This is a genomic window from Mycobacterium leprae TN (genome assembly GCF_000195855.1).
GTDB classification, from domain to species: Bacteria; Actinomycetota; Actinomycetes; order Mycobacteriales; family Mycobacteriaceae; genus Mycobacterium; species Mycobacterium leprae.
In genome coordinates this window covers 1,470,592-1,495,814 of sequence record NC_002677.1, presented here as the reverse complement: position 1 = coordinate 1,495,814, position 25,223 = coordinate 1,470,592, and the positions used below count along the sequence as shown (strand labels likewise).

13 protein-coding genes, 1 tRNA gene and 3 pseudogenes are annotated in these 25,223 nt (G+C 56.7%); 3 read left to right on the top strand and 14 right to left on the bottom strand.

The genetic code is table 11. The annotated features are described in order from the left end of the window. Positions 1-47: 47 nt before the first annotated feature. The 8 genes and pseudogenes from ML_RS06280 to ML_RS06245 all read right to left on the bottom strand — a co-directional run bounded on the left by ML_RS06280 (position 48) and on the right by ML_RS06245 (position 14,025). Positions 48-4,916 (bottom strand): NAD-glutamate dehydrogenase, encoded by a 4,869-nt coding sequence (locus tag ML_RS06280; RefSeq protein WP_010908223.1) that lies wholly within the window; start codon positions 4,914-4,916, stop codon positions 48-50. Between the two features lie 58 nt (positions 4,917-4,974). After that, entirely contained in the window at positions 4,975-6,645 is a 1,671-nt protein-coding gene (gene ettA / locus ML_RS06275; protein ID WP_010908222.1) for an energy-dependent translational throttle protein EttA, read from the bottom strand. Beyond that, positions 6,638-7,117, bottom strand: a pseudogene (locus tag ML_RS18900) (single stranded DNA-binding domain-containing protein). Before ML_RS18900 ends, ettA begins: the two are co-directional and overlap by 8 nt. A gap of 345 nt (positions 7,118-7,462) precedes the next feature. Beyond that, positions 7,463-9,790, bottom strand: coding sequence for a glycerol-3-phosphate 1-O-acyltransferase (locus ML_RS06265; protein WP_010908221.1), 2,328 nt, complete (start codon positions 9,788-9,790; stop codon positions 7,463-7,465). Then, positions 9,787-11,526, bottom strand: coding sequence for an HAD-IB family hydrolase/lysophospholipid acyltransferase family protein (locus ML_RS06260; protein WP_010908220.1), 1,740 nt, complete (start codon positions 11,524-11,526; stop codon positions 9,787-9,789). The genes ML_RS06265 and ML_RS06260 overlap by 4 nt, the downstream gene beginning before the upstream one ends. Next, the gene (locus ML_RS06255) at positions 11,523-12,998 is read right to left on the bottom strand and encodes a wax ester/triacylglycerol synthase family O-acyltransferase (protein ID WP_010908219.1); all 1,476 of its coding nucleotides are present in this window, start codon (positions 12,996-12,998) and stop codon (positions 11,523-11,525) included. Before ML_RS06255 ends, ML_RS06260 begins: the two co-directional genes overlap by 4 nt. A gap of 222 nt (positions 12,999-13,220) precedes the next feature. Further along, a complete protein-coding gene (locus tag ML_RS15745) occupies positions 13,221-13,424 on the bottom strand; it encodes a hypothetical protein (RefSeq protein ID WP_231846755.1) in 204 nt (67 codons plus the stop codon). A 391-nt stretch (positions 13,425-13,815) separates the two neighbouring features. After that, a complete protein-coding gene (locus tag ML_RS06245) occupies positions 13,816-14,025 on the bottom strand; it encodes a hypothetical protein (RefSeq protein WP_145985183.1) in 210 nt (69 codons plus the stop codon). Positions 14,026-14,293: 268 nt separating this feature from the next. On the opposite strand from ML_RS06245, the gene ML_RS06240 reads away from it, so the two are divergent. Next, a tRNA-Arg gene (locus ML_RS06240) sits at positions 14,294-14,367 on the top strand. 812 nt (positions 14,368-15,179) lie between these two features. Here the strand turns inward: ML_RS06240 and ML_RS06235 are convergent. From ML_RS06235 to ML_RS06225, 3 genes are all read right to left on the bottom strand, one after another. After that, the gene (locus ML_RS06235) at positions 15,180-15,605 is read right to left on the bottom strand and encodes a hypothetical protein (protein ID WP_041322671.1); all 426 of its coding nucleotides are present in this window, start codon (positions 15,603-15,605) and stop codon (positions 15,180-15,182) included. Positions 15,606-16,758: 1,153 nt separating this feature from the next. Beyond that, positions 16,759-16,962: a hypothetical protein gene (locus ML_RS06230; protein WP_049769743.1), complete on the bottom strand. Its 204-nt coding sequence runs from the start codon at positions 16,960-16,962 to the stop codon at positions 16,759-16,761. A gap of 1,417 nt (positions 16,963-18,379) precedes the next feature. Then, complete coding sequence (locus tag ML_RS06225; RefSeq protein WP_010908217.1) at positions 18,380-19,264, bottom strand: enoyl-CoA hydratase; 885 nt, start codon at positions 19,262-19,264, stop codon at positions 18,380-18,382. Positions 19,265-19,953: 689 nt separating this feature from the next. Here ML_RS06225 and ML_RS17955 point away from each other — a divergent pair. Then, positions 19,954-20,446 (top strand): annotated as a pseudogene (locus tag ML_RS17955) (ATP-binding cassette domain-containing protein); the annotation flags it as partial. Positions 20,447-20,640: 194 nt separating this feature from the next. Next, a pseudogene (locus ML_RS15740) lies at positions 20,641-20,782 on the top strand (cytochrome P450); the annotation flags it as partial. Positions 20,783-21,189: 407 nt separating this feature from the next. Here ML_RS15740 and ML_RS18895 read toward each other — a convergent pair. The 3 genes from ML_RS18895 to ML_RS15735 form a co-directional block, all read right to left on the bottom strand. Further along, the gene (locus tag ML_RS18895) at positions 21,190-21,591 is read right to left on the bottom strand and encodes a hypothetical protein (protein ID WP_414085535.1); all 402 of its coding nucleotides are present in this window, start codon (positions 21,589-21,591) and stop codon (positions 21,190-21,192) included. A 1,565-nt stretch (positions 21,592-23,156) separates the two neighbouring features. Continuing rightward, a complete protein-coding gene (locus ML_RS06210) occupies positions 23,157-23,444 on the bottom strand; it encodes a hypothetical protein (protein WP_145985181.1) in 288 nt (95 codons plus the stop codon). Between the two features lie 1,252 nt (positions 23,445-24,696). Continuing rightward, positions 24,697-24,933 carry a hypothetical protein gene (locus tag ML_RS15735; protein WP_231846790.1) on the bottom strand — a complete coding sequence of 79 codons (237 nt, stop codon included), beginning with the start codon at positions 24,931-24,933 and terminating at the stop codon, positions 24,697-24,699. Positions 24,934-25,223: the final 290 nt, after the last annotated feature.

The window sequence follows — 25,223 nt, the reverse complement described above, 5'->3', positions numbered from 1 at the left end:
GTCGATGTCCGATCACCGGACCAGCACGGCCACAACGAACCCCGCACTCACCCCGACGACCCACGTCCACTGGTGCGGGTCATGCGGCGGATCTGACGTGCCGCAACCGACAACGTCGCGAGATCCTTCTCACCGCTAGCGTGGATCTCGGCAAGCATTAAACGTGCCCTTTCCACCCGGGAAGCGCTGATGTGCTCCCACTCGGCGATCTTCTCTTCACCGCTTTCATCAGGCTCTCCAACGGCAAGCACATCGAAACACAACGATCGCAGGGAAGCATAGATGTCGTCACGAATCGCCAAACGCGCCAAAGAATGCCAGCGGTCATTTTGGGGTAGTTTGGACACCGCCGTGAGCAATCCATCGGTGCCCAGCCGGTCCATCAGGGAGAAATAAGTGTCTGCGACCTCGGCCGGGTCGAGCTCGGTGATGTCGGCGATGTCAATGATGTCAAGCAGACTGTAGCGATATAGCCCAACCGCAACCCGGTAGGCCAAGTCTTCGGGAGCACCCTGCGACACGAATTCTGTGGCTTGCTGTTCGACGATGGCCTGGTCGTCACCGCGCAACCACTCTGACATCCGCGGCGTTAGCGCCTTAACCTTCGCGGCAAATCGGTTGATCTCGGCGCCGACGGCTAACGGTTGCGGACGATAGTTAAGTAGCCATCGTCCGGCGCGGTCGATCAGCCGACGGGTATCCAACGTCATTCGATCCGACAGCACGACCGACAAATTTGCCGCACGAATACGCCGCAATACATCACCCACACCAAAGATGGCGTCGGTGGCGACATAGGTACGTATCGCATCAATCGGCCCGACCCCGATATCCTCGGCGATCCGGAAAGCGTAGCTGATGCCGGCGGTGTCTACCAGATCGTTGATCAGCATGGTGGTGACGATTTCTCGGCGCAGCTGGTGCGAGCGGATTTCCGGGGTGAAACGCTCGCGCAGCGGCTTGGGGAAGTATCGTGGCAACCTCGACACGAAGACATCCTGGTCCGGCAGTTCGGTGGCCAACATCTGCTCTTTAAGTGCCAGCTTGACGTGTGCCATCAGCGTCGAGAGCTCGGGCGAGGTAAGGCCGATGCCGGCCTCGGACCGCCTTTGAATCTCCTTCTCTGAAGGCAGCGCTTCCAATTCGCGGTTGACTCCGCGTTCGTCCACCAGGTATTTGATCTGCATCGCGTGCACTGAGAGCATGTTGGCTGCGTTGGCGCGACTGGTGCCGATCAAGTCATTCTGGTCCTCGTTGTCGGTAAGTACCAAACGTGCGACTTCGTCGGTCATCGACTCCAACAGGTGTTTACGCTCCTCGACTTTCACCTTGCCAGCGGTGACCAGTGAGTCGATCAGGATCTTGATGTTAACCTCATGGTCGGAACAGTCCACGCCGGCAGAGTTGTCCATCGCGTCGGTATTGATCCGTCCACCGGACAGATCGAACTCGACGCGGCCCAACGCGGTAACCCCGAGGTTTCCACCTTCGCCGATAACCTTGGCGCGTACCTGATTTGCGTTGACTCGCACCGGATCGTTCGCGCGATCGCCGACGTCGGCAACGGACTCAGTTTCAGCCTTGATGTAGGTGCCAATGCCGCCGTTAAACAGCAAATCCACCGGTGCTTGCAGAATTGCCCGGATCAAGTTGGGCGGTGCCATTTCGGTTACTTCGCCATCGATGCCCAGGGCAGTGCGGACCTGCGGACTGGTCGGGATGGCTTTCTGCTCGCGACTATACACACCGCCACCCTCGCTGATCAACGACTTGTTGTAGTCGTCCCAGCTGGATCGCGGCAGATCAAACATCCGCTGCCGTTCAGCCCAGGAAACCGCGGCATCAGGGTCCGGGTCAAGGAAAACATGCCGATGATCGAAAGCAGCGATCAGCCTGATGTGCTTGCTAAGCAGCATGCCGTTACCGAACACGTCGCCGCTCATATCGCCGATACCCACAACGGTGAAGTCCTCATTTTGAGTGTCCACCCCCATCTCCCGGAAGTGTCGTTTGACGGCTTCCCACGCGCCTTTGGCAGTAATGCCCATGGCCTTGTGGTCATAGCCCACCGATCCACCGGAGGCGAAGGCGTCGCCCAGCCAGAATCCGTAGGACTTGGCGACATCGTTGGCGATGTCGGAAAACGTGGCAGTGCCTTTGTCCGCGGCCACCACCAAGTAGGCGTCGTCGCTGTCACGTCGCACCACCTGGGGCGGCGCGTTAACTTTTCCGGTCGCGTGGTCGACGTTGTCAGTAATGTCGAGCAGACCAGAAATAAACAGCTGGTAGCAGGCGATACCTTCGGCTCTCATAGCGTCGCGGTCGGCAGCGGCGTCGCCGGTGGGCAGGGGCGGCCGCTTGAGCACGAACCCGCCCTTGGCGCCGACCGGCACGATAACGGCGTTCTTGACCGCCTGTGCCTTAACCAGACCCAGAATTTCTGTGCGGAAATCATCCAGTCGGTCGGACCAACGCAGCCCACCACGCGCCACCGCACCGAACCTCAGGTGCACGCCCTCGACACGAGGCGAATACACGAAGATCTCGAACTTGGGCCGCGGCAGCGGCAACTCGTTGATCAGCTGTGCATCGAGTTTGAGGACAAGTACACCTTTGCTGCGAGCAGAAAATTTTTGTGTCACAAAGTAATTGGTTCTTAGGGTGGCCTGAACCAGAGATGCAAAGGCACGAAGAATGCGGTCGGTGTCCAAACTCACCAAGGCATCGATGTCCGCAGCGACAGCTGCAGCGGCCGCTTGCGCATCACAGTTCGTTGACGAACTCAACGGGCTGGGATCGAATAGCGCTTCGAACAATGCGACCAGTGATCGAGCGGTGGAAGGGTGCTCATTGAGCACCGATTCGATGTAGGACTGACTATAGTTGAAACCCGCCTGCCGTAAGTACTTCGCGTAAGCACGCAGTAGCACGACCTGCTGCCAGGTCAGCCTTGCACGCATCACTAACTCGTTGAACCGGTCGATCTCGACGCGGCCCTGCCAGATGGCGGTAACTGCATCGGAGAATCGTTTTGCGGTAAGCTCCCGCTCATTCGCTGTCGACGCCAGCGGAATTGTCGGATGCGGCGAGATCTTGAACTGATAGATCCATACCGGCAAGCCATCGGTTCGGGCGACGGTAAACGGTCGCTCCTCAAGCACAACAACGCCCATGCTTTGCAGCATGGGGAGCAGCTGGCTCAGGGAGGCACTGCGCCCACCCAAGAACCAAGTCAGCTGGGCGAACCCATCCGCTTTCCGCTCGAAGAACACCAACTTAACTGAATCATCGGCCAACTCTTTGATGATGGCTATGTGGTCAATCGCATCGGCCGGAGTGACAGCTTGTTTGTAGGTTTCGGAGAAGGTCGCCGCGTAATGCTCGGCTTCAGCATACGAGACGGAACCCTCAGAGAATGAAGCCGCGGCTGCGATTAGCCGGTCAGACCATGTCCGTGCAGCTTCACTCAACATCGCCTGGATCCGGATCCGATTGCCTTCCGAGACGTCGACTGAGCCCGTCGCAGCACCTTCGGACAGACGGACCATAAAATGCATTAACGCCCAAGGTGATTCACTAACTCGTGCAGTAAATTCCACTTGCGTACCACCGAACTCGCGAACGAGGATATCCTCGATTTGCAACCGCACACCTGTGGTGTAGCGATCGCGAGGTACATAAACCAAGCAGGAGACGAAGTACTGCAGCCGATCAGCGCGCAGGAACAACAACGCACGCCGCCCAGATCCTAGATCTACCACCTCTTTGGCCATCGTGAAAAGCCGTTCAGCGCTCAGCGTGAAAAGCTCCGAACGCGGGACGGTCTGGATGACGTCAAGTAATAGCTGGCCCGGATAAATGGGGTCGCTGTTGGCCATCGCAAGCGCCGCACGAACCCGGTGTGAGATCGACGGAATCTCCAGTACATCTGCGTTCATAGCAGCAACCGTGAAAAGCCCGACGAAGCGGTGTTCAATAATACCTCCGTCCCCACCATCGTCGTATTCACGGACCGCGATGGCATACGGGTACGCCCCGTAGCGCAGATAGTTGCCGACAGCAGCTTGCGCTAGGACAAGCAATTCGTTATCGTCGGTCAGCCGGGGCCGGGAGCCTGTGCGTGCACGCAGCACGCCGAGACCGGTTGACCTGTCGCAGGAGACCAGACCATAATGCACCCGGCAGCGCTGGTAACCCAAAAGCAGAAAATTCCCGTTACCCAGCCAGTGCAACAACGCCGCGACATCATCGCGGTCAGAAGCCGAAAAGTGGCCTTCTTTGTTCGTTTTGACGTCTGCGGCCAGACCGCTCAAGGTGGCGTTCAATGCTGCTGCGTCAGCGGCAACCCGCTGAACGTCAACCAGGGTCCGGGGCAGCAGCTGTTCAACCTCGGCTAGGGATTTACTATCGACAGCAGGCAAGAGCTGGATATATATCCAGACCTCACCGACCCAAGTCCCTTCGATGGAGTGCGACGTACTAGAAGCTCGAGGTTCGACGCCGAGCAACTCCCCCGTCGGGCTGCGAAGCACCATGAACACTGGGGTCATCATGGCCGTGTATGTAACCCCGAGCCGGTGCAGAAGCACGGTAATAGAATCCATCACCATGCCGCCATGGTCGGTGACGATCTGCAGCGCGGGCCCGAACCCTGCGGGGTCATCTGCCGGATAGACGCGGACACAGTTCCTACCGTTCGGTCGGCACTGACCTAGACGATAGTGTGCGCTGAGCATGGCCGGCGTCACCAAGGCGTTAGGATTGACTCGACTGGTTTCGGGGGCTTCGCGTACGTCGCCGTGCGAACCGCGATAGCTGTCGATGTACGCCTTCGAGATCCAGTCGGGTACGTCCGCACCCTGCGTGAATGTGGTACACAGCTCGGCAACATGCGTAGCTCCGGGATCGATGGTCATGCCGTTTGCTCCCAACCCACTCTGAACCCCCGGGATACCAACGCTAGTGAAGCTGACATTAGTCGCGCGTCAACTTACGGTGAGTCACCCTGTGCGGACGCGCAGCTTCAGCACCGAGCCGTTCCACCTTGTTTTCCTCATAGGCACCGAAGTTTCCCTCGAACCAGAACCACTTCCCCTCGTCGTCGCCTTCCCATGCCAAGATGTGCGTGCACGTGCGATCGAGGAACCAGCGATCGTGCGAAATCACCACCGCACAACCGGGGAAATTCACCAACGCGTTCTCCAGCGAACCCAAGGTCTCGACATCGAGGTCGTTGGTCGGCTCATCAAGCAGGATGAGATTGCCGCCCTGCTTAAGCGTCAGCGCAAGGTTCAGCCGGTTTCGCTCACCACCGGAGAGCACCCCGGCCAGCTTCTGTTGATCGGGACCCTTGAATCCGAACGCCGAAACATAGGCCCGCGACGAGACCTCGGTTTGGCCGACCTGAATGTGGTCCAACCCATCTGAGACCACTTCCCACACGATCTTCTTCGGATCGATACCCGCGCGGGTCTGATCCACGTAGCTCAGCTTGACGGTTTCGCCAATCTTGACAGCACCGCCGTCCGGCTGCTCGAGCCCCACGATGGTTTTAAAAAGTGTGGTCTTGCCAACCCCGTTGGGGCCGATGATGCCGACAATGCCGTTACGGGGCAACGTGAAGGATAAGTCCTTGATTAGGGTGCGTCCGCCGTAACCTTTGTCGAGGTGTTCGACCTCGACCACCATGTTGCCCAGGCGTGGTCCGACTGGGATTTGAATTTCTTCGAAATCGAATTTACGATTCTTTTCAGCTTCGGCAGCCATTTCCTCGTAGCGCTGCAAACGCGCCTTGCTTTTGGCTTGACGTGCTTTAGCTCCGGACCTCACCCAGGCCAGCTCGTCAGTCAATCGCTTCTGTAGCTTGGCGTCCTTGCGACCCTGTGTAGTCAGTCGCTCAGCCTTTTTCTCAAGGTAAGTAGAGTAGTTACCTTCATAGGGATATGCGCGGCCACGGTCCAGTTCCAGGATCCATTCGGCAACGTTGTCCAGGAAGTAGCGGTCGTGGGTGACCGCCAAAACCGCACCAGCGTAACCAGCAAGATGCTGTTCGAGCCACTGCACGCTTTCGGCGTCTAGATGGTTGGTCGGCTCGTCGAGCAGCAACAAGTCAGGTTTGGACAGCAATAGCTTGCACAGCGCCACACGACGCCGCTCACCACCGGACAGGTTTGTCACCGGTTCGTCGGGCGGTGGGCAGCGCAGCACGTCCATGGCCTGCTCCAGTTGCGAGTCAAGGTCCCACGCGTCGGCGTGGTCCAGTTCCTCTTGCAGCCGGCCCATCTCTTCCATTAACTCGCTGGAGGAGTCGGTGGCCATCAATTCGGCGACCTCACTGAAGCGGTCAAGCTTGATCTTGATGTCGCCCAAGCCCTCTTCCACATTGCCACGAACCGTCTTCTCCTCGTTCAACGGCGGTTCCTGTTGCAGAATGCCGACACTAGCGCCGGTAGCCAGGAACGCGTCACCGTTGTTCGGCTTGTCCATACCGGCCATGATCCGCAAGACGCTCGACTTACCGGCACCATTCGGGCCGACGACACCGATCTTGGCTCCAGGGAAGAAGTTCAGCGTAACGTCGTCAAGGATTACCTTGTCGCCGTGCGCCTTACGAACCTTTTTCATCGTGTAGATGAACTCAGCCATGCCCCCGTATTGCCTTTCTAGTCTGCAAAGTTACTAGCGCCCATCCTAGGCATCGCGCCACAGCCGCAATTCGACTCCTAAACCAACATCGGTGACATGGGTAATGCGTCGAGCCCAGTAGCGGCGACCAGCCGGACCTGGAGGCTGGATTCCCGTCAGGAGCTCGGGTAACAGCATCGGCGGCTGTGGGAATCGAATCCACGTCCGGACCGGTTTTTATCCAGGCTTCTCGATGCGTACAATCACCCGCGACAAATCCGGGCCGACCGGAGGAGTTGCCCGCATCTCCAACGACGAACGATAAGCCGTGCCGGTCCCGTACTCGCTGGTATAGACGTGACCCACCACGATCACCGATGCGACGACGAGAACTGCTGACCACCCGACACTTGACCACCTCCTGATCGCCCACCTTGCAGCGTTGCAGGTCGTTGACGATGTAACCGACTACAGTTAACGGCGTTCCGAACACTGACGCATTCCCTTCGTTGCTTGCTCTGTTGTCGTCTTTGAGTCGTGACGTGTTGGCCCCTTTCCAATGACCATTCAGCTTCCAATGACCATTCAGCGCGGAACTACCGACAAATTAGGAACAACACGAGCCCACCCCCGCTGACCCCGTGCAAAGAACCGTGACTGGGGATCAGTCCGCGAGTGACGAGCGATCCCGACGGTTGGCGATGAGTCGCCGTACGACCTTATTAACGCTGCGACACCAGTCAGTTAAGGACACACCCGAGCTTGCCAGCAAAGCGAGCAACCGTCAGCTACCCTGGGTATGGACCGATAGCTTGGCCACTGAACGGTACAAGCGTCACTAACGCGATTTGAACTCACGGACGATGAACCGGCTGCGCGCGATTTGTTCGACGTAGTCGAAATCTCGCCGAATATCCCGCAACTCCCGCCGGAAAACCATCCGACGTTCAGCGAGATCCGGAGCTGGCGCTATCAGATTCTGATCGACAACAACCTGGTAAGCGGTGGCGAATAGTAGCGTAGACACCGATTCACCGCTACGGACCCGACCCTGTGCCACGTACTGGCGTCCGACACCAAGTGCCAATTCAGTCAGTTCCTTTTGGCCAACATCCGCCGGAGCATCGCGCAACACATCAGCGACAATATCGTACGCTTCAAAAAATACCCGCAACATCGCATCTGAGATCAACGGTCGCTTAGTAAGCAGCATCGCGTCGATATCATCACCATCACCGGAAACACGATCCTCCCAATTCTGGTGCCACGCTATCTCTTCGGCGATATTGGCACGAAAAGCAGCCGAATCCGCGAAATAAAAATCGAACTTCAAGAGATCACGCAGCCTCATCGCCTGCGCCCAGAAAACCTTCATACGGTCGCCTTCGACATGCCTGGCATGCGCCAACGCGAGTTCGACTATCGAGGTCTCCAGGAAGGCGTGTATCACCGAGTTCCGGTAGAATGCCGCAGCATGTTCATTACCGGGGGTAATATACCACACCGGTTCCCGACCGCTGTCAACCCGAGTGATCGGGTGCCCGCTGGACAATGCGTCGACCGCAGCACGCACGCCTTCACGCGAACGCAGCCGCAACGCACTCTTCGACACAGGAGTTTGCTTGCGTTCCAGGTAATCCAGTGATTCTTGCAACGTGTGATGCAGTTGATCAAGCGTCAAGGCCACTCCACGAGTGGTCAATAGCAGCGCGGAAACCAACGCTGTCGCCGTCACTGGCGTCGCACACAGAATCCGCCATGCAACTTCGAACGACATCTTTTGGAGCGCAAGCCGTTTAGCGTCTTGATCTTGAACCAATGCACCGTGAGGCGCACCGAGATACTGCCGCATCGAGACCGCTTCCGGGAAACGGACGTAGATCTTACCGTAGTTACGTTCACCTTGCGCCTTGATAAAACTATACAGCCAAGCGACACCTTCGGGCGTCTTTTCGCCGCCACGAGCATAGGCAGCGTACTCGGCGGTTTCGTGCAACTGATCGAAACTGATCGACACCGGCTGCAACAGGATGTCTTCACTCCGGCCGTCCAGGTACGCATCGGCCACGTAGGTGAGCAGACCGAGCTTGGGTGGCAGCATCTTGCCAGTACGCGAACGAGTGCCCTCAATGGACCAGCTCAGGTTGAAACGCTTCTCCACGATGTAGCCGACGTATTCGCGCAAGACATACTTGTAGAGCGGATTGTCGCCGATGTTACGGCGGATGAAAATGACGCCGGAGCGGCGCAACAGTGGCCCCATTAACCCGAACGACAGGTTGATGCCGGCGAACACATGCACCGGTGGTAGCCGATTCTCCTGCATCGCCACCGGCACCACCGCACCGTCAATGTAGGACCGGTGCGAGAACAGCAGCACCGCTGGATGAGCTTCCAACGCCGCGCGCATCGCCGCGACTTGATACTCGTCGTAGTCGATCTCAGGTTCGAAGCCGCGGCTGAGCATCCTGCCGAGCACGGAAACGAGGTCAACCGACGCCCTGCTCCACCCGGTGGCGAGTTCGTCAAGCATCTTCCCAGCTTCTTCCACGGTTGCGCCCGAGATCTTTTCCAGTCCAGCACGAAACCGCGTTGACGCCAAGATTTCTGGCTTCACCAGCCGCGGAGACTTGTACTGTGGTCCGAGGATTCGAGACTCGGCACGTTCCATCGCCAAGATGGCGCGGCGAGTAACGAACTGAGCGAAATCGCACTCGTTTTCTCCAACGGTGGTATCGCGCCAGTATTGGCGGAGCTCGGACACTTTAGCAGAGTCGCCAGCAATCACCAGGGCACGCCGGGCGTCGGTTTTTAAGATGTGGCGCTGCTGGCGCCGGTTGGGGTGGTAAGGATCCCGGCCGGGCAACAATCCAGCCAGCTTGGCCAACTTACTGCGCTCCGCAGGCGGCATCCAGAAAACACGCACCGGCACGACCGACCGGTCTTCGTCGGATTCGAGCTGTTCAACAAGTGCTGTCAGCGCCGCGGGCGCTAAGTTGCGCGAAGGAAGCTTCAATACGTCGAACTTGATGTCCGGGTTGCGGTTACGCTGCTGGCATAGCCAATCCATGACCAGCTCAATTTCCGCCGGAGTGTCCATAGACGCTAGCACCAGCGTGTCTTCACCGGTAAGGACTGAGCTGATTTCTACATCCGGTTCAGTCACGACCGCTCTCTGGGCTGTTTCACGACGAGGTCTTGGGAAACGACCTTAGGTACTTTCGGGTTCTCTTTGTCCGATATCCTCGTGGGGGGCGTCAACATGCTTTTGGTAACAGCTGTGTTAGCAGTCTTAGCTGCCGTGGCCTTGGTCGCTGTCTTCTTAGCGGTGGTCTTGGCGGCCGAAGTGCGACCGCCCTTTTTTGGCTCCGCCTTTTTCACCGTCGCCTTTGTTGCCCGGGTGTACAGAGCAGCCTTGGGCAGCTCGTCGACCGGCCAGTCAGCCAGAATGTCCAGATACAGCTGACGCACCTCGGCAATGCGCTCCGATAACGCATCAAGAGTCCAGTCATCAACCGGAATCGCCGGCAAAACCGCGACATCGACCATGCCCGGATTAATCGTATTGGAGTTTCGAGCGGCGACGATCTCCGCATTGCGGAACACAATCGGAACAATCGGGATCCCGACCGCCATCGCGATGCGGAAAGGCCCCTTCTTGAACGGCCCGACTTCTGTGGTATCTAATCGGGTACCTTCTGGGGCCATCAGAATCGAGAGTCCCTTCCTGGCCCGGTCTTCGACCGCGTGCAACGTCTCTACCGCGCCGACCGGATCGTCCCGGTCAATAAACACACCGTCGGTTAATTTGCCGAGCGCGCGGATGATCGGATTCTTTGCCAATTCTTTCTTGGCCACAGCAATCCAATTGCCACGCACTAGCGCACCGGCGATGAGCGGGTCAATCTGATTGCGATGGTTATAGATGAACACGGCGGGACGCTGCATGGTCAGGTTCTCGTTCCCGATCACATTGAGATGCACCCCCGCGGCCGCGAGCACCAACGGGGGAAAGACAGAGGTGAAGAAGTTGGCACCCCGCCGACGGCTACCAGTCAACACACCGATTCCCACCGCGCCGGCCACGAGTGGTAGCACTGAACTCAGGCCGACCAGTGTTCGCAACTGCGCTCCGATACCAACGCCGCCACGGCTGTTGAATTTCAAGATCGGCCAGCCACGGCGTTTGGCGACGGCAGCCATTTTTCCTTCAGGGTTAGTCGGCCGTGGATTGCCAACTAGATACATCAGCGCGACGTCCTCGTCACCATCAGCGTAGAAGTAGCTGTCCTTGAGGTCGATGTCATGCTCAGCAGCAAATCGTTGTACCGCAGCGGCTTTGCCCGGACCCCACAAGATCGGTTTAACCACGCCACCAGTGAGCATTCCGTCTTCGTTGATCTCAAACTTGTTGGTGAGCATGTGGGCAATACCCAGAAAACGTGCGACCGGCCCCACTTGAATCGTCAGGGCCGACGAGCTGAGCACCACGGTGTGACCGCGAGCCACGTGAGCCTGCACCAGCTTACGCATTTCAGGGTAGATCCGAGACTCGATGCGCTGGGCAAACAGCCGCTCGCCGATCTCCTCCAAGTCAGTCAATAACCGTCCGCGCAACGCCGAGGAAACCTTACCGATGAGGTCCTCGAACTCGATGCGCCCGAGTGTATGGTTCAGACCAGCCTGAATCATTGAAAGCAATTCTCCCACACCCATATCACAGCGTCGCAGACGCTCGTGCGTAAGGATGACTGCGGTAAAGCCGGCAACCAGCGTCCCATCCAAGTCGAAAAACGCCCCTACCTGGGGACCAGCAGGACTGGCAAGGATCTCGGCGACCGAACCAGGCAAGCGCACTTCCGGCCCTGACTTGGGCGTCCCGTTCTCGTCGAAGGCACTCATGAGCTCGACAACCATCCCGCCGGCGAACCGGAGGACCGCGCAGCAAACGATGCCGGCACAGCGTGCGGTGTCGGGTCACCGGCCAACGCCAGGACCTCGTCGAAACCCTCCAGCAGGCACCGGGCAAACAATGCCTCGCTTTTCACCGAAGCCCGATCGTATCGCACAGTGACCGTGCAGAACCCGCCTCGAGACATCAGCACCGCCATCATCGCTACACCAGGGCGAGGTCCTATACCATACTGCCGCAAGATTTTTGCACCCGCGAAGTAGGTGTCCCCGGGGTAGGCCGGAATATTACTGGCATTCACATCGGAGCTGGCCACAGAGTCAACGATAAAATCTAGCACCGATGCCGGTAGTACTGTCATCAACGGTGCGAGGGAACCAATGATGTTCATTGCAGGCTCGTCGCGCCGCTGCGTCATCTGCGAACGAATCTTCTGCATCCGGGCTGCCGGATCATTGGTACCGAGCGGTGCCGCCAAGGTAACGCCAACAAATCGGTTGCTTCCAACCACATCGGCTTCAGTCCGTACGTTTACCGGCACCGCCATCGGCAGCGTGCTGATCGACACACCAAGTGCCTCATGGTAGCGGCGCAAGGCACCAACCAAGCCGGCCAGATAAGCGTCATTAATCGACCCATCGCCCGCTTTCGCAGCCTTGTGCAGGTCGGAGAGCTGGATCTCTATTGCCTCGGTGCGAGTAGCCAGGCTGCGCTGGCGCAGCAACGGGGACGGTTCGGCAGCCTGGCTCAACACTCTGATCCCCGACCGGACGTAACCGACGACTCCTGATACAGTCGAAGCAGGTCGTAGAATTGCCCGCCCAGCCACCGACGCCACCCCAGATAGCCCACCCACGACACCGCCTGCCAGGGCGACCGGCAAGTGGTTGATGCCTTGTAGCATTAAGTCATTGCGCGACAGATCCTGCGGAATAGGTTGCGGGGACCGAGGTCTAGACGGCGGATCTCTTTCTAAGTCATACATTTCGGCGAACATCTCGACACTGCCGACACCGTCGGTGATCGCATGGCTAATCTGCAATAGCATCGCAGCCCTGCCAGCGGCCAGGCCCTCGACCAAGGTAGCCGTCCACAGTGGCCGCGACACGTCCATCGGTGACTGCTGAATCACCTCGGCAAGATCGAATACCTCGCGCAACGTACCCGGATCAGGCACGCGCACCCGACGCACATGAAAGTCCAGTTCGAAGTCGGGATCCACCACCCAGCGTGGTGCGGCGGTAGGCAATGTCGGTACTACAACCTTCTGCCGCAGCCGCAACACTCGTTGGGAGACATCCTCGATCCGGCTCCGGAACCGATTCCAGTCCGGTGTGGTATCCAAAAGTTCCACCGCCATGATCCCGGCGCGGGTCCGTGGATTTGCCTCACCCCGATGCAGCAGATAGTCGAGCGCTCCCAGTTCATCGAACGGTCCAATGCCCTCGACGGAGTCAGCCATCAGAACGACCCCACGCCCACCAGTACGTTGTCACCGCCAACCACGCCTCCTGCACTCAGTCCCCCCACCTAATTGCCTACCCAACGCTAGTCGGGTTCACCCGCTGGTGAAAGCCAACTGCAGATACAGGTCGCTCATTGCGTGGATGTTGGAATGCTGGCATACGAAACTCCATAATGGGCAGCCGGGTTGGCGGATTCGTCAGAATTGCGGCCACCCGGTTCAGTCTCGTCGGGGATGCCGACAAGGGCCCGTGCGGACTCCAACCGTGAGCAGCGCCGCGCAGAAGGCGTGAGCCTTCGCGCTCGGAGCCAAAGGATTTTTTTCCTCACCGTGCAGCATCAAACACGACGAAGCCTCGCTTTGCGTGTACGAGATCGGCGCAGCCGCGTTGAACCGCTCGGAGTCGGCGGCGGCAGTCAGCAATGTTATCGCGTACCCACGCGATAACCTTTTCAATCGAAGATGTGAGCCGGCCAAACAAAGCGCGAACCCTTGCTGTCCGTTGACCAAGACACAAATCCCGCTAAGTTCCATCCCCCTGTTCGGCAATGAATAGGCTTGCCCCCGTTTGATGTTGATAGACCAATGCCACACGAAGAACCTGTACCAACACCGGCTCCTGACAGCCAGACAGACGTCTGGGAGTCCTTCCCACTTGCGGGGGAGACATGACGCCACCAAATGTCGAACAGATTTTCGCTACCGGTCCGAACCGCAGAAGAGGTCGGGAGCTGTGTGCCGCTTACCAGCAGTGCGGCCCAGCCATCTGCAACAGCCGTCGCAGCGCGGACACGCCGACGAATCGCTAATCGGGCTACACACCAGATATGCGGAAGCCCATCCCGAAGGACTCCTCGAGTACAGCAGTTAAATGTGTGACCCGCGCACTGCAAAGGCCACGTCGTCGCAACAGACGTATAGCCATGACAGCGCAGGCCCGGTCACGCACTGCGGGAAACTCATGGCCAGCCAGCTCACCGCGACGGGCTAAGGGCAAAGCAACAAGTGACAGGATATCAGACATCGGCCGCCAGCTGAGCCTCGTGTCACAGCACCCGGGCTGCAGCCTACGAGCATTCCGAAGTCACGCTAATCGCTACGCCCAATACAACGCCACCACAATTTAGACATCAGGCACACGCATTACTGCGGTTATCGATGACTACCACCAGTTGTTGTACGTGTATCGAAGCACACCCCATTATGGTAACCGCGGCGAGGAAAATAATTCGTGTGCGTTAAGCAGGCGAAACCGATTGACTATCCCCATTGGATAAACTGAACTGCGCACTGCCTCCGTAGCTCAGGTGGATAGAGCAAGGGCCTTCTAATCCCTAGGTCGCACGTTCGAGTCGTGCCGGGGGCACTGGTCAGAGCAGATTTTCCTGTCCAAAGTAGTCCAGCGTGTAGCACTTATATAGCAACAAGCCTTCTGTTTCATGATGCAGGGTGCTACCCTCCTCATCCGACGACTACAGGGTCAAATCCTGCCAAGCACACTTGTTCCGTCGCAGTTCAAAGGATGTTTTGCGATCAGCAGATGCCCACATGCATTCTCTGTGCATTGTTGTTGCCACAGGTCAAGCCGGTACAGACTGCGGAGGCAAGGTCGCTGACGACTTGTCCGAGCTTGACGCGCCAACATGCTGGGAAAGAACAGCTGACAAGTTGTCACCGCCGTGGTGCACAATATGGCCAGTAACGGCCAACCACGGCAGCAAGGGATTAGCGATGGCTGCCACTACCGAGATCGGCTTAACTCCAAAAACCGAGAAGGCAATCTTGGACGCATCTTGAACTGTTCTGGAGCTGTCGGAGATTATTGGTTCATGTCACTTCGGTCGGGGTGGCTGTCTGCTGGTAGCGCTGTTCGTATGCGACTGGTGGTCGGTATTGGATTGATATTGATGAGGTGGAGTCTCGATCGTGTTGTACTAGTGCACCCAGGAGGTGGTTTCCCGTTCCAGTTCGACGCGACCGGTGAAGGTCGCATGTTGGTCGATTAATTCAGATTTGTACCGTCCCTATAGCAGAATCCATAAACACGTTGTCCAAAGCGTCGCCGACACTGCTGATGGATCCGGCGATACCGGCCTCGTGCAGCGCCTCGGTGAACGCGATCGACGTATATTGATCCCGCGTCCAAGTGATGAATCAAATCGGTTATAGAGAATGGAGCTATGTGCAATAGGGGGTGAGTAGCGTCTGCTCAAGCACCGATGTGACCAAGCACCCGCGGTCTTGCTGGTCATCACCTGCCAGCCCAGGATGGGGTGGGAGAACACGTCCACACAAAACGTGGTATGGCACACCCTTTGCAGCGTCCACACATATGTGCAATCCCTTACCTGCCACTGATCCGGGTAATGACAGCATTGAGCAGGAACGATCGAGCCGGTCGGGATGCTGCGGCGGCGAAGACTTGTCGTACTCAGTCGTACGAATGCTGCACTTATTGCAGCCTACATCGTCAATACCGGCGATACACATCAGCCGTGTCGCTAACGCGGGGGATCTGAGCTCAACCTCCACCAGATCGTTTGAGGCTCGGGCAAGACCAAGTACCTCGGTAACATAACGGTCAGCAACGTCGTAACCGGCCATCACAGCGCTTAACCCGCATTCCGTGAGTACCCGAAGACAGCAAAGCGCGGTCGTCAACTTCACAAGCAATCTGCAAGGCCGGTTGGTATACTCTATGCCCGCGGTAACATCGACAAAAGATGTCGAGCACAACCTTCTCGGCAAGCACTCTCGCGCACATCACAAGCGGTAGCATAAGTTAACCGCCATCCTTGCCGGCAGAGAACAGCATCAAGCCAGGCTTGCCCTTAACGTAATGTGGCCACATGCCAGCCATGTGGGCTGCAGTGAAGACGACAGCACCAGCGCGAGTCCAGTGTCGGAGCTCTCGCAAGGTCCACATAAAGGCGGCGCGCAAGTTGTTTATTTCGACTTGTTTATTTCGACCTCTGCCTGTTTAAGGCACTTGCCATAGTCAGTGTCATCCGAGGCATTAACGTTAAGCAGAGCGGCCAGTCTCACGTAGTAGTCGCTGCGCCGCAGCCGCACAGCGTGCAAATCTCCCCAGACTCGTCAAGTTTATCCAGCACGTACTGACACACCGTCTTCGACAGCCGATATAATGCTCGACCAGCCACTATCGTCGGTGACCACCAACGACTGGTCAACAAGCAGCGTGAGCGCATCGCGTGTACCCGACAGGGCTCCACCTCACCACAACCGCGACGGCTTCCGCAGCACCCAGGAAGAAACAGTCCACACACTGCCACCCAGCGGAACACAACCGGTTCCGGCCTGATCAACAGCGCATGGGACCAGTCCGCCGAAGCCCACAGAGTGTGTTGACGGGCCACCACCATGCAGACGTTGCCAGGTCAGCAAGTGGAAACAGTCATCTAAATTATCAACCATCTCAGCCGGTGAAAGCGCCCGAACACAGACCGACACTAGCTCAATCGCCCGTGACAAACACCATACAGGCGGCCACGGATCGCCATTGCAGCCGTCGAGTGGACATCGATAAGCCGGAAATCCGTCTGCGCCCGGTCACAAAAAACAATTCGATGACCTAATCGTTTACAGACAGTGCCGGCATCCACCCGCTCACCTCGCCCGCGAGACGAAAACGTTCGCGCCATAGTCAGTCACCCCCTCACGCGTGGACCTGCGTCCGTCAGACGCGACACCAACGCCGCGGTAGCCTCCCACCAGATGTTCATAGTTATCCAGCCCACTAGTAGCGCCTGACGCCCGGCGAAGAAATATAGCCTACGTCCACGGTGGAGCGGTCAGGTTGGTCGCGCAGACCCAGCTCACAGGCAACCTTGGCCGGCGCCAGATCCGAATCGCTGATCAATACCAAATCCACGTACCACCCACCGCCGACCTCACCGACAAATTGGACCGCTACCTGCAACGATAGCCGTGTCTTGCTCACACCACCAACACCGGTCAGGGTGAACAGCCCGATTACCGGCCATCAACTGCTGAACCTCGTTGGGTTGTCCGCAGTGCCCGACGAAAATCGTTTAGCTGCAGAGGAAAACGTAGTTTAGCAGGTCATAAGTGGCCCGCAACGGCGGGAACTCAACCTGCAAATCAGCATTACACAGCTGCACCACCCGCTCAGGCCGGGGCAGACCACGCATCCGGTGAATACCCCAGATGGGTCAACCAGGCCCCGCTAAAGAGCCGAGCAACCATCAAGTTCTCGGTAGCACTTAACAGCAAGGTCTGGCCTCCATGCGCCAAGTTGCGTAGGCGCGCAGTCCGGTTGACGATCGAACCAACGTAACTACCCTCATCACGCAACCGCACCTCCCCGGGATGGGCACCCCAATACGGAACCGGATCGGTCCAGCTGGGCTCGCTGCAAGTCTAATGCCGCTGCCATAGCATCCGCGACACACAAGCGAAGAGCATCATGAAGGTATCGCTCTCGTCCTGTTCGACCGGCCGCACTCCTTCATGGATTGCCGTTACATTCGAACACCGTTTTCTCCTAAACGTGCGAACACAGCGCTCACTTCCTGGGCCCGCTGCTCACTACATAGATTGAACAATGCGGGCTAAGTAACCCTGCCTACCAGAAGGTGCTTGGTCACGGCCACATTGCAAAAGTCGTCCGCGCGCACCTCTACCGACGTTCAGCGATTACGAAGTCAGCGAGCTCATCCTTAGTTGGCTATCGGCACGCCACCAATCCAGCGGCCGAGTCAGAACATCTCATCCCGGGAGCACGGTACCCTCACCCCGCCAGCCGTGTGCGTTGAGCCAATCCACGACAAACCGCTCAGTCCCGGTCGTGGTACGTCATAAATACTTAACTACTGCAAGAAGATATACGCGCTGCCCGATGACGAGTTCATATGCCGCCCTCCCGCACCGATCCCGGAGCCGCACGCAGGGGTCGCGGATCAGTCTGGTCAGGTTCGAACGGCTCGGTCCACCATCACCACAGGTAACAGTGAGGTCGACACTGGCCTATGATATCCTAGGTATCGTCATCGCATGCTCAATGTGTTCCCTCTAAGATCCAAGGTGTCAAGTGCTCCCTCTGTTCCAATTGCGAGTCGGTGGTCGGCCCTAGATCGACATGCCAGAGTGCCTCTGACCATTAAGTCATCCACCGCTTGAGCGACTATCTGTGACATCAGCAGCCTTTTACTTCTGTCGGCTGCCGATCAATGTCACAACGTGGTCGCCAACCAACAGCTGCGACAACTAGTTCGCTTCTATTATGTCGAGACCAACAAAATTCATCGCGTGACTTGGAAGACATGGAATGACCATGCTTGTTAGCAAAAAATCTTTGTTAGCAAACAATCAGCGTGAAGTATGGTTATTCGAAAGCCTTACCCCGGGCTTGTGGCGCAGCCTCTGGCATCGACTAACACCGTTGGCCGCTTCTCGGTGCATGGGGCAGCCGCTTCTTCAAAATTGCTGGTATGCAATGCTATAAAGAGCTGTGCCAGGCTCTCGCTTTGCATGTGCTTATCCAGACTGGCGGCATCCAAGCCACCCCACAAAGCCCGCTTCGTCAACTCAGTTCCAGACCGCGAGAACGTCGCCATCCGCGCGGCGATGGAGTAGCAAGTGTCCAGAAGCCGATCGTCCGACACCCGATATGACACCAGCCCGATCTGCTCGGCTTCCTCCGCCCCGACATCGCGACCGCTAAGCATGATTTCAAAAGCCCGCGACGATCCGACGGCCCGAGGCAGCAAATAGCTCAGCCCCAGCTCACTGGCACTAAGGCCGTTGTTGATGCCAGCAGCTCGAAAGTAGGCCCTAGTTGAAGCCACCCGGACGTCTGCGGCCAACGCCAGACACAACCCACCGCCGATGGCCGGACCATTGATCGCGGCGATCACAGGTTGGTGCAATCGCCGCAGAGCCAGGATGACTTCTTCAAGAAGCTCCATGGCACGCAACGCGCGAACCGGCTGTGTCAACCCCTCGACCTGTGGCACAGGTGCCGTGAACTTTTGATCTGCACCAGAGCAGAATCCTCGACCCGCGCCAGTAAGCACGACCACCCTCACCGAGTGGTCATAGGTAATCCTTTTGAGAACCTGCTTGAGCGACTTCATAAGGTCGAGAGCCATGGAATTCATCCGGCCGGGCCGATTAAGAGTGATCAACGCGACCTCAGGTCGCGGAAAATCCAGCACGACCAAGTCCGTGACGGATCTATAGGGAAGCTCTGCAATAGTGCACGATGCATCAGTCTGACTCACACGAACAGCTTGCAGCCATTATAACCGGAAAACATCGGCTGAAACGCGTATAAATGCGAAAAACAACACGTATATGGTGCAAAAGGACTACAGTAAAGTTACTATAAGAAGCAGCGCCTGCGCACCTTGTCCCGATGAATTGAAGTGATGAGATCCGAAACACGAAGCGCTAGCGGGTGTGCGACCGTCCTGGTGACTAACCTACCTGCCAACACCTGGTGCTCAACGCGCTCCCCGCATCGCACAACATGATCGGAACTGTCCAAGGACCTAGCTAGCACAGGTTACAGGCCGTCTCAGAGGCTATGCGCGGACCGCTAGTACACACCGTAAAGCCTTGATACGCGGTGTCTAAAGTCATGATAGTTGCACTTGTGGTGAGCGCCAACTTGTCACCGACTGCATATTAAGACCGTGCTGTAGCGGTGAGGCGTTAGCCGGATTGGCTGGACGGTAACGACAACGTCGTTACCGAGCCCACGCTGAATCGCCCAACCTCTCCTCCCACCACCCTGCAGCGGGCATCGTTGGCCAGCTTAGGTCGGCCCGGTGGCAGGCTATTGGGCACTGCGCCCGAACATCGGGAATATCTGACATTAAGTGGTGTTCGAGTCGGTCACACACACACTCGGCGTGAGCAATGGCAGGCGCACCAGCGTCTTGTCCGGCTAAGGCTCCGATGCCCCACCGCCGGAAAATCGACGCTACTGGGATTGATCACCAACACCGTTGCACCTGACTCCGGGCGCGTCAAGCACGGCAAGACCGTCCGGCTAACGGCGCTCGATCAGCAGAGCGATCAGTTGGCACCGTTGGCACACAACCGGATCACCGAGGTATTGAACAGACTACGCGGCGGCTGTCCAATCGAGGGTCGTGCAATCCCCCGGTCCAGCTGTTGGAGCGACTCGGCTTCGTCCGCGAGGCAGTTGTCCGCGCAAATAGCTGGACTCTCCGGCAGCCAGCTGGCAGCAGTTGCAGCTAATGCTCACCTTGTTATCCGAGCCGGACGTACTGTTTCTCGACGAGTCCACCAACGACGTCGATACCAACACGCTGACCGCGACTGAGGACTTCCTAATCTCCTGGGCAGTCACCTTGTCCCGCATAACTGGGTACTTACTACACTCGGCTACCGAGAAGCAGCTGACGTCGATCGATCGCCCATCCGCTCGCCTCCCTAAACCAGATCGCGATCGCGGCTAAAAACACTCCGAACTTGTCGAGCATGCCCAATACGACCACGTCGCCGTGACGTAGCTGACACGGGAGCTACGCGCGCATTTGAGAACGAGGTCGCCACGAGGGAAAGTCGCTGCTCGCCTGACCTTTTCTAGAAAGGGTCAATTAGCGGCAGCGTTCGCACAAGCGGGTGACACAGATGTATTCGGAGCAGCCGTGGCCACCACTTCGATGACCGTGATACTCGCCCGACTGGCTTCCAGAACCAGGTTGCATTTGCTCGCTCATTACACTCACCGGGTTCGGGCACGTAACTTCGCTGCGTTAATCCCCTGACTGAGCCTGACCGTTGAGGTCATCAACTCAATGCCAACGCAGTAGCACAAATTCTGCGCAGAATCCGAAACCCATCCCGACCATCAGCCCTGAGTTCCCGTTGGGTAGCGGTTTGGCGATGGTGTCGCGCAATAATGTGCGGTATTGACACCAACCAGAGGTTGACCGATCTCGCTCAATGAGCACCAGGTCAACTCAAGAGCCTCGGGAGGCAATTCAAGAGTCTCATAGTGATCGCATAGATGACCCTTGGCCACCAGGATGGCTAAACCCACACACCAATATCGTTCTTGATCAAACCATGCGCTACGAGGAAGCCAATGACGTCATCGGCTCGGTGTCATTCGACAATACTCGTCAGCTCCGGTCGGAGACAGTACCAGCGACAAGCTGGCATAATTGACTATTCAAGCCCATGATGTGCAGCGATTCCGGGGTAGAGACGGCTGCGCGAATCGCGGATGTCCGGCACACTGGCACAGATCTGTCCGTCTTCGGTGCGGCGCTCGCCGAACAGAACCGTCTCCACACCAAGCCCGACACAGTTGGTTTGACCGCGGAATAGGTGAGCGAGCAGACCAAATACCAATACCGCGACATCGTTGGGAGCACCACACAATATCTTCATGCAACCGGCCCAAACCCCGCTGCCCCGCCACACACCCCAAGCCGAACAGAGGCATTCGGCGGACATCCAGGCGCAGACCGAGCTGTTCAGCGCATCTAGCATCCAGCGAAGGTACTGCGAAGCCGGTGATCGTCGTGGTGACGATCGTGTCGACATCTTGGTGTTCCCAAGCCTGTCTCATCAAGCGCTCCTCTAGCGCATCATAACCAAATTCCACTGCGTTTGCGATGAAAATCTCGTTCGCCTAGCTGAAGTCGGTCAGCTAGGCGTAACTTCACTTTTCCAGCAACAGCATCAGATTTCGACTGTTGACCTTCGTGCCGGCATGCATACGTCGAACTATCTGCTCGTACTCTTTCAATCCAGAAATTGAACAAAAGAATCGGTAACCTCGCTCTGGCTATATCGATGCGGTGGAAACATACTGAATACACCTGCGATGACACTCATATCCTGCCTCTGTAGTCACCACTATCAATACTTTCCAACATCCCATCTGTATCGCAGAATAGGATTCCACAAACCCTGAAATTTTAGATGTCTTTTGCAGTCGTGCAAAAAACCACTTATTCAACATCTGTTGCATTTACAATTATTAGCATTGATTAATTAAGATCGCTTCACGATTTGAGCATCCAAGCTAACCAACCATAGCGGCAGATATCGCCCCCTCTACCCACCCGCACACTGGCCACATAGGCTTAGCCAAATGCTAAACAAAATCGTTACAATTCACTCGATTTCCGCCACAAATACGAAGCCTGGACAGCCCTTTTCGTAGTCACAAAAACAATATTTAACATCCGTTATATTTCAACCGGTACTGTGCCTAATTGTACGTACCAAATACGATTTGATCAATGGCTGTCGTCGACTGGTTTTATCGTCATCGCAATCAACTCTTCGGCACTTAACGAGTCGATGCTATCGTCACTGACAGCTGGCTCCAACCAGAGACTTTCCTAGACTACCTGCCACCAGTAACAGTTTGTCCAGCCATCCGGCGTTACGCAGCTCGCGTATAGAAATCTTTCGCAGCAGAAACCATCTTCTCTCGTCGGATTGTTCGCGGTAAATGCTAGACAGTTGCTAACCAAGGTAATCGGCCAGGCCCGCTGGAGTGGGACAGTCGAAGAGCAGAGCAGAATGCGCAAAAGCGCTAATCTGCCCAGCCCGGTTACGGCTTTGAGATGGTCACGCAGTTCACCCCAGTCAGTAACTCAAATCCGAAGCCTTGAAACGCACGCTGAGCATCAATGTCCCAGCTTCCCGAGTGATCCCAGATAATTGCCGTATGCATACACACCGGTTCAACCAAGTAACGGTGCAGTTCTTGCGGAGCAAATTATTGCAACAACTGAGCTGCACCGGTGTTAGTATGACCCACCCCACACCCTCCCTGTATCTTAGCAAAATGGCTGCTGCACAAATGCATACGTTGGCAACGTCTACCCTGCAGACCCCCAAACCCTTCAAACATCACACCCCAATTCAGCCGCGCATCCGCAGTGAACAACCACCCAGTGCGCCGAACGCAGAATCCACTTACGGTAGATCCTTAGCCAACACCGCCACCGAAGCGGCACGCTCACCGAACAACGACTGTTCCACCGCCACGGTCAACCCCACACCGGATCCCACCCAACAACCTCGCGAACCCACAAAGACTCCACCGACCCCACACTGTCGGCAAAGCGCACCGGACGACACGCATGTTCCACCCAACATACTGCGCTAACCGCTGACCTAATATCCATCCCTAGGCAACTTCCCAGTCATATTTGATACCAAACCAATCCGTGACTCGGCCATCGACACCTGATCCAGCATCCGGGAAAACTCCTTCACCATCGTTTCCATCAGCACCGCATGAAACACATGCGAAACCACCAACCTATGCACCCAGCGACCCTGGCCCACCAACCGATCCAACAGTGCGCCCACTGCGACCTGCAGCACCGAAATAACCACCGCATCAGACCCATTGACAATCGCGATACCCCCTATCGAACAACGGCGCAATCTCCGCCTCATTGGCGGCCACCGCAAATATCAACCGAACCCGAGCTATCGCCGCCGCATCCCCAGCTATAACATCCCCGCTTCATACGTCATGCTGATCTACCCTACATGAATGACCGTACGCAAAATCGGACACCACACCGCAGCCTTGCAACAAAGCAGCCAAAGCCAAATCTCCACGGTAAACAAAGCCGGCTGGGCAAACTCAGGATTTTCCAACAGAACCGCATCCTTATCCCAATTCTTCTACCGCAAAGGCAATCGCAGATGCGGATCCAAGACGTCGGCAGCGTCATCAAAATAGTTAGCAAAAACAAAAAATCGTTGATAAAAATTGCTGCTCCTCTCCCCAAACACTGGGAATTCTACCTGGGAAACACAAAAGCCATCTTGCCTAACGAATAGTCTTGTTCTACAAGAACATCCACGACTAGCTCACTGGAAATCAACCCCGCCAGCTCTGTAAACAAATATCCAAGATCAACCCCTCACGGTACCAGCCGAGGCTCGAACACCGACCACGTCGTCACCAACGAGAAACTGACACCCGCAATATCGAACGTAGGTTGCTGACCCACGCCCGCCAACAACCGTTCCTCCGTATCTGCCAACGCCTGCGTCGAACGACGCGGACACCACACAAGGAAGGGTGACCACATCGTTATCCAGTTAAGCAACAACACTTTCCGCTACAATTGGTGCTTATCTAGAAAAACAAGCGCGCTAGTACCACCCGTTCCGAACAATGATACTCCTGCCCAGAACAACTCACTGTGCACCGATCACGGTGTCAGCGTCGTGTCGACGCGCAGTCCTAGACTTTCCAGATCGATGCCATGACCGGTGTCCGCGAAGTTGAAATTTGATGGAATCAATACGCTATTCGATCGACAGGACGATCTTGATCAGGCCAGTGATTTCGGCTGCTCCACCAGCGTAGCCAATGTCAATCTTCATTGAAGCTACACGTACTGGACGGTCCTGGCAATCGGTGACTATTTCCTCTGGTACCCTTGCCTAGATCGAGTAGCCAATTTTGATGCCGACTACGTGCTCCTCAACCTAGTGGACTTCAGTGCTATCCATGCCGGTAATGCACAGTGCACTCCGTATCACACGACTTGTCCTGAAACGGACGGAACGGTCAACCCTGCGACGGCTGTGCCCGGCATTGCCAACCGCGCTGCCACGAATGATCGCATGGATTCTATCGCCATCGTCAACGGCAATAAGTAACAACTTCAGCAGAAACCACCCGCCACCTTCACTCTGTAAAGGTACATATCCATCCGAGCGCCCAACAAACGCTTAGATGTGGCCAGACACCGAAAATGCCCCAAACTCCTTTTTCAATAACACGGTTTCGCTCGCCAGGTTGAGAGGGATGCCACCGGAGAACCGCTAGCGGCGACGCACCGGTTCGTAGACTTCCACAGGTGAGGTAAACCGCCACCAGAGAAGATGATTGACTGGAATCAACGGTCACCCTGGTGCCGCCCATCCCGAAGAAATACGACACCCTGTTGGCAATCAGCCCTCGACTGGTGCTAGCTAAAGAGTCAGAAGCAACGTTAACCGCAACAAACGTCAGGAATGCGTAATCGTCGTTAATCGCTCCGAGAGGAGACCGCGACCTGTTGTCCTAGTATCGTTTTTGGCACGACGAACGCGTCCTCAAGTAGTTCCCCATATCAACTTGAGCACCAATCGCTACCTAGGGTCCATCGCACTCGCCTAGCGTGGCGATAAGAAGTTGGCATCAAAATTGACCACGTTGTCAACTGCCGATTG

Coding starts and splice junctions, on each gene's coding strand:
- ML_RS06280 (WP_010908223.1), bottom strand. CDS start 4,916: ATGACCATCGATCCCGGAGCTACGCATGTTGCCGAGCTGTGTACCACA.
- ettA (WP_010908222.1), bottom strand. CDS start 6,645: ATGGCTGAGTTCATCTACACGATGAAAAAGGTTCGTAAGGCGCACGGC.
- ML_RS06260 (WP_010908220.1), bottom strand. CDS start 11,526: ATGAGTGCCTTCGACGAGAACGGGACGCCCAAGTCAGGGCCGGAAGTG.
- ML_RS06255 (WP_010908219.1), bottom strand. CDS start 12,998: ATGGCTGACTCCGTCGAGGGCATTGGACCGTTCGATGAACTGGGAGCG.
- ML_RS06245 (WP_145985183.1), bottom strand. CDS start 14,025: ATGTCTGATATCCTGTCACTTGTTGCTTTGCCCTTAGCCCGTCGCGGT.
- ML_RS06235 (WP_041322671.1), bottom strand. CDS start 15,605: ATGGCCGGTTACGACGTTGCTGACCGTTATGTTACCGAGGTACTTGGT.
- ML_RS18895 (WP_414085535.1), bottom strand. CDS start 21,591: ATGAGACAGGCTTGGGAACACCAAGATGTCGACACGATCGTCACCACG.
- ML_RS06210 (WP_145985181.1), bottom strand. CDS start 23,444: ATGAGGCGGAGATTGCGCCGTTGTTCGATAGGGGGTATCGCGATTGTC.
- ML_RS15735 (WP_231846790.1), bottom strand. CDS start 24,933: ATGGGCGGCACCAGGGTGACCGTTGATTCCAGTCAATCATCTTCTCTG.